The sequence below is a fragment of the Streptomyces sp. McG3 genome, assembly GCF_018619185.1.
In the GTDB taxonomy this organism is placed as follows: Bacteria; Actinomycetota; Actinomycetes; order Streptomycetales; family Streptomycetaceae; genus Streptomyces.
In genome coordinates this window covers 1-5,527 of the sequence record NZ_JAAXYC010000424.1, presented here as the reverse complement: position 1 = coordinate 5,527, position 5,527 = coordinate 1, and the positions used below count along the sequence as shown (strand labels likewise).

Sequence of the window (5,527 nt, the reverse complement as noted above, 5' to 3'; positions counted from 1 at the left end):
GCGCCGACCGCCCCCGCTCTCGCCGCCCCCGCGGCAGGGGCCGCCTCCGTGCCGAGCTGTGTCGAGGCGTCGTCCGCGGTCATCTTCTACCGGTTCGTGACCGTCTGGATGACCAACAACTGCACGACCACGCAGCGGGTCAAGCCGACGTGGAACCTCGAAATGGTTCCGGCGCCCGACTGCTACGAGCTCCAGCCCGGCCAGGAGGCGGAGTTCTCGCGCGACAAGCCGATCATGGGCACCAACTGGAAGTTCCAGCGCCTCGTCGCCTGCTGATCCCCTTCCGTGGCCGCTGGTTCCCTTCCGTCCTGAGCGGCCACCCGGTTCCGGCGGTTCCCGGCCCGTCCCCCAGCGGGCCGGGGACCGCTTTCCCCCGTGCGCGCCCGGCCGGCCGGAGCGCCGAATTCTGCCGATCGGCAGATGTGCCGGGACGCCCCGCGCGGCAGCCTTGATCCACGACGACAGGCATCGGGTACCGCTCCGAGAGGTGCGGCGGATGCGAGCGGCGAATCAGAGGAAGTCGGTCATGCCGAACACAGCCACCGAAACGCGTACCGGGGAGACCTCCCCGGGTGCCGTGCCCCAACGACGCTGGTGGTCCGGCTGGCCGGACTGGTCCGGCTACCTGGCGGTCGTATGGTCGGCGCTCTACGGGGCGGCGTCGCTGTACTGGGCGCTCGGCGGGGACGGTTACCCCTTCGAGCGGATCCACGAGGACCGGTCCTCCGGATCGATCCTGGAGCCGAGCCGGGCCGAGGCCGTCGCCCCGGTGCTGGCCCTGTTCTGCGCCCTCGGGGTGGTCGCCGGCGTCCTGATGCTGAAGAAGCTCGGGACCGGCCGGATCCGCAAGGCCCTCCTCGCCTACGGGTGGGTGGCCGGTACCGCCCTGACCCTCCTGATCCCCGACTACTCGCTGCTCGGCCTGCTGGCGTTCTCCCCGGCGCTGATCGTGTTCGTCTTCACCGGAGTGCCGGGCCCGCAGGACCTGGGCGACATCATGTACTGGCACCGCGGGAACCTGATGATCGTCTTCGTCGGCGGGCTGCTGTGGGTCGCCGCGACACTCGCGTACCAGCGGCGCACCAACGGGCAGTGCGTGTACTGCGGCCGGGCCCCGCACGCGCCCGGCCGCTGGACCGACACCGTCAGGCTGCGCACCTGGGGGCGGCGGGCGGTCTGGCTGGCCGTGCTCTCGACCCTCCCGTACGACATCACCCGCATCGCCTGGTACTTCGGCTGGCCGCTCGGCATCACCGACGAGTTCCTCAAGGAGATGCAGGACACGCCCAACATGCTGGAGATCGGGCTCGCGCTGGGCGTGGTGTCGACCCTGGGCAGCCTGCTGATGCACGGGCTGATCGCCAGGTGGGGCGAGGTGTGGCCGCGCTGGGTGTGGTGGAAGAAGGGGCGGACGATCCACCCGGCGACCGCCGTCGTACCGGCCGGATTCGTCGCGGTCGTGCTCATCCCGGGCGGCCTGATGGCGGTGCGTGGGTTCGAGCTGACCTCGTGGGGGGAGACCGGCCCCGCGATCCTGTGGGCGGTCTGGGGTGTTGCCCTGGGCGCCGCCACCTACCTGTACTACCTGCGCCGCCGGGGCGTCTGCCGCATGTGCGCCCAGGGCTGACGAGCAGTCGGTACACCGCCCCCGGCGCGTCAGCTGAGGCAGAACTCGTTGTCCTCGGGGTCCGCCATGAGGACCCAGCTCCCGCCCTGCTCGTCGAAGGTGCGCAGCACCCGAGCGCCCAGCCCCACCAGCCGTGCCTCCTCCGCGTCGCGCCGCCCCGGCGCGGAGTGCACATCGATGTGGAGGCGGTTCTTCACCGTCTTCGGCTCCGGTACCCGCTGGAACAGCAGCCGCCGCCCCTGCCCCGTACCGCTGACCTCGTCGTACGGGTCGTCGGGATGCCGGGCCGCCGCGAGGTCGAGCCAGGCGCGGCGGCCGTGGGCGTGGGTCGTGATGGCCTCCGGTACGGCTCCGGCGGCGAGCAACTGCTCGACCAGCGGGCTGTTGTCCTCGACGAGATAACCCAGGGCCGCCGCCCAGAATCCGGCCTGCGCGTGCGGGTCGGCGCTGTCGATCACGAGCTTCCAGGACAGTGTCTGTGTCATGGAAACCGTTTATACCGGGCGGGGTCTCCGGTAGGGGCATGGATCCGCACGCGCGCCGCGTGCGACTGACGCCCTACGCCCCGCGCGGGGGGAGACCGGCGCAGGCGGGGCAGGTGTGCCGGTCGATCGCGGCCAGCAGGGCAGTGGCGGCCGTGTGTACGGTCCGCGCCGGGGAAGGGCCCCCGGCCTCGGGCGGGCCGGGCGCGGCGCCCAGCCGGGCGGCCGTGGCGCGGCCCGCCGTCACCGCTTCGTGCGCGGCGCGGGTCCACGCGGGGTGCTCGGGGTTCCCGGCCGCCAGGATCGTGGCGAGCAGGTCCAGGACGCCCGCCCGGTCCCTGACCGTGACCGTCGCCGCCAGTTCCCAGAGGAACGGCACCGTCGCCGCCGTCGAGTCGAAGACGGGCGGGGTGCCGATCCAGCGCTCCAGATCGCTCAGCGCCTCGTCCGAGGTCGGCGCGTCCCCCCAGGCGATCCGCGACAGCACACCGGGAACCTGGGACGCGGAGCCGTACGCGTGCTGCAGCTCGTGCCACCGCACGTTCCTCATGGCCCCCAGGACAGTCCCCATCCGGGCACTCAATCAGCCTTTACCGCACGGCGTCCACCATGCCGGGGGACCGTTCCGCGGACCGGCCCGTTCCGTGGAGCCGGCGCAGATACTCCCGTACGGAGCGGGCGTCGTCCGCCGGGGCGACAAGGCCCACGTGGTGGTCGGGGCGGACGACCACGACGGTGCCCGGGCCGGTACGACCGGAGGCTTCCGTTCCGTACGCGGCGGCCGCGTGGCCCGCGTCGTCGACCACCGCTCCCGGCGCCGCCCCGGCCCGGTTCTCGACCACCGCTCCCGGCGCCGCCCGGTCCTCGTGCGCCGCGTACACCCGGCAGGTCCGCACCCCGGCTTCGCCGTACGCGTCCGCCGTCCCGCGCAGGACCGCCGCACTCCCGGGTCCGAAGCCGAGGACCGTGGTGCGGGGGCCCGCGAAGACGCGGTGCAGCCGGGTCCGTACCCCGGTCGCGGCGTCGGCGCAGGGGGCGTCCGGGGCGCGGTCCCCGGCGTGCGGGCCGGGCTCGCCGGCCGCCGGCGCCCGGCCCCCGGCGGCCAGGGAGCTCCAGCGGTAGCCGACGTCCAGGCCGGTGGTGTCGGAGGTGATCGCCGCGTCCAGGCCGCCGCCGGGGCGGCGGATCGCCTCCAGGGTGGCCCGCAGCCGCTCCGATGTGAGGTCCAGGGTCCGGGCGGCCACCGGGAGGCGCTCCTCCTCATAGGTGTCCAGCAGCCTCGCGTCCGCGTGACCGGCGAGCACCAGCCCCAGCTTCCAGCCCAGATTGAACGCGTCCTGGATGCCGGTGTTCATCCCGAGGCCGCCCGCGATGGCGTGCACGTGCGCCGCATCGCCCGCGAGGAGGACCCGCCCCGCGCGGAACCGGTCCGCCGTCCGCACGTTGACCCGGTACGTCGACAGCAGCTCCGCCCGCGTCAGGGCCCGGCCGGGCAGGGCGGTGTGGTGGGCGAGCAGCCGCCGGAACCCGTCGGCGGTGGGCGCGAGCGGCCGTCCCCGCCCGTCCCGCTCCGGCCCGGCCTGGAACCACCAGCCCGTCCGCGTACCGGGGATCGGGCAGAGCATCACCGCGCCGTCCTCGTCGAACCACTGGTGCCAGCGGGTGCGGTCCAGGGCGCCTTCGGCCAGGTCGACATCGCCGCAGACCATCACCTGGTCCTCGTCGGTGCTCCCCTCGAACCCGATCCCGAGCAGCTTCCTCACGGAGCTGTGGGCGCCGTCGCAGCCGACGACGTACCGGGCCCGGCCGGCCGGCCCGTCGGCGTACGTGACGTCGACCCGGCCCCCGCCGCCCGCGCTGCCTCCGCCATCATCCTCGTGACGTGTCTGTGTCAGCCCCACGACCTCGCGGCCCGGCTCGACGCGGACGCCGTACCCGGCCAGCCGGTCGCGGAGGATCCCCTCCAGCCGCCACTGGGCGATCAGCCGGCCCCGGCCGTAGGGGGCGTCCGGCGACTGCGCGGAGTCCGCCCACGGATCGGCCTCCGCGACCGGGAGGCGGTCGCGGTACTTGAGCATCGGCAGCGGGACCGAACCGGCGGCGAGCACCTCCTCGGCCACTCCCAGATCGTCCAGGATCTCCAGCGAGCGGGGGTTGGGGCCCTTGGCGCGCGAGGTGCGCGGCGGGGCGGGGGACCGGTCCACGATCCGTACGGCCGCGCCGCGCCGGGCCAGATCGCAGGCCAGCACCAGCCCGGTGGGTCCCGCTCCCACGATGAGTACGTCGGTCATGCCCATGCCTCTCCTTCGGTCACGCTCCCGGTCCATTCAGGACCAGAGAAACGTAACTGAGTAAGAAAAGCAACTAGGTAATCTTTTGTTGGGCGGGGCTGCCCTGCGGCGTCGGCGCGGGGTCCGGAGCCATGGCTGCGGGGTCCTGGGCCGTGGCCGCGGGGTCGGGGGTCATGGCCGCGGGTGCGGGTGCGGCGGCCGCCGTCGCCAGCAGCTTCAGGGCGAGTGCCCGGTTGCGCCGTGCGGCCCGCAGGGCGTCCCAGGTCAGCAGCGACAGCGCCAGCCAGACCAGGGCGAACCCGGCCCACCGCTCGGGCGGCATCGACTCGTTGAAGTACAGGACGCCCAGCCCGAACTGGAAGACCGGGGCCAGATACTGGAGCAACCCCAGCGTGGACAGCGGCACCCGGACCGCCGCCGCGCCGAAGCAGATCAGCGGCACCGCCGTGACGATGCCCGTCGCGGCGAGCAGGAACCCGTGCCCCGCACCCCCGGTCGTGAACGTCGACTCGCCCGTGGCGGCCAGCCAGAGCAGGAAGCCGAGCGCGGGCATGAAGAGCACGGCGGTCTCGGCGGCCAGCGACTCCAGGCCGCCCATGTCGACCTTCTTCTTCGCCAGGCCGTACGTGGCGAAGGAGAACGCCAGCACCAGCGAGACCCAGGGCGGCTTGCCGTAGCCGATCGCCAGGACGAGGACGGCGACGAGCCCGGTGGCGACCGCGGCCCACTGCACCGGCCGCAGCCGTTCGCCCAGCAACAGGACGCCCATGGCGATGGTGACCAGCGGATTGATGAAGTAGCCGAGCGAGGCCTCGACGACCTGGCCGTTGTTCACGGCCCAGATGTAGAGACCCCAGTTGACGGTGATGGTCGCCGCCGCGACCGATATCAGGCCCAGTTTGCGCCGGTCGCGGACCAGTTCGCCGATCCAGGCCCAGCGGCGTACGACCAGCAGGGCGACCATGACGACGCCGAGCGACCAGACCATCCGGTGCGCGAGGATCTCGATCGCCCCGGACGGCTTGAGCAGCGGCCAGAACAGCGGGACCAGGCCCCACATCCCGTACGCGCCGACTCCGTACAGCAGGCCTGCCCGCTGTTCGTTCTTCCCCTCCACGTGCCCTCCC

At 73.3% G+C, this 5,527-nt stretch carries 6 protein-coding genes; 2 read left to right on the top strand and 4 right to left on the bottom strand.

The window, feature by feature from the left end; all coding sequences use genetic code 11:
* Together HET64_RS36050 and HET64_RS36045 are read left to right on the top strand one after the other, a co-directional pair.
* Window positions 1-276, top strand: a 276-nt coding sequence (locus tag HET64_RS36050) for a hypothetical protein (protein ID WP_215111454.1), incomplete at its 5' end; no start/stop codon positions are given.
* A gap of 250 nt (window positions 277-526) precedes the next feature.
* A complete protein-coding gene (locus HET64_RS36045) occupies window positions 527-1,627 on the top strand; it encodes an NYN domain-containing protein (protein ID WP_215111453.1) in 1,101 nt (366 codons plus the stop codon).
* A gap of 29 nt (window positions 1,628-1,656) precedes the next feature.
* Here HET64_RS36045 and HET64_RS36040 read toward each other — a convergent pair whose 3' ends face one another.
* The 4 genes from HET64_RS36040 to rarD all read right to left on the bottom strand — a co-directional run bounded on the left by HET64_RS36040 (window position 1,657) and on the right by rarD (window position 5,517).
* Window positions 1,657-2,112, bottom strand: a complete 456-nt coding sequence (locus HET64_RS36040) for a VOC family protein (RefSeq protein ID WP_215111452.1) — start codon at window positions 2,110-2,112, stop codon at window positions 1,657-1,659.
* A gap of 73 nt (window positions 2,113-2,185) precedes the next feature.
* The gene (locus HET64_RS36035) at window positions 2,186-2,680 is read right to left on the bottom strand and encodes a hypothetical protein (protein ID WP_215111451.1); all 495 of its coding nucleotides are present in this window, start codon (window positions 2,678-2,680) and stop codon (window positions 2,186-2,188) included.
* 19 nt (window positions 2,681-2,699) lie between these two features.
* Window positions 2,700-4,406 (bottom strand): FAD-dependent monooxygenase, encoded by a 1,707-nt coding sequence (locus HET64_RS36030; protein ID WP_215111450.1) that lies wholly within the window; start codon window positions 4,404-4,406, stop codon window positions 2,700-2,702.
* Window positions 4,407-4,473: 67 nt separating this feature from the next.
* Window positions 4,474-5,517 (bottom strand): EamA family transporter RarD, encoded by a 1,044-nt coding sequence (rarD, locus tag HET64_RS36025; protein WP_215111455.1) that lies wholly within the window; start codon window positions 5,515-5,517, stop codon window positions 4,474-4,476.
* Window positions 5,518-5,527 lie beyond the last annotated feature (10 nt).

Bases quoted from the DNA above. Each gene is read 5' to 3' on its own strand.
- HET64_RS36040 (WP_215111452.1), bottom strand. From the start codon at position 2,112: ATGACACAGACACTGTCCTGGAAGCTCGTGATCGACAGCGCCGACCCG.
- HET64_RS36030 (WP_215111450.1), bottom strand. From the start codon at position 4,406: ATGGGCATGACCGACGTACTCATCGTGGGAGCGGGACCCACCGGGCTG.
- HET64_RS36045 (WP_215111453.1), top strand. From the start codon at position 527: ATGCCGAACACAGCCACCGAAACGCGTACCGGGGAGACCTCCCCGGGT.
- HET64_RS36035 (WP_215111451.1), bottom strand. From the start codon at position 2,680: ATGGGGACTGTCCTGGGGGCCATGAGGAACGTGCGGTGGCACGAGCTG.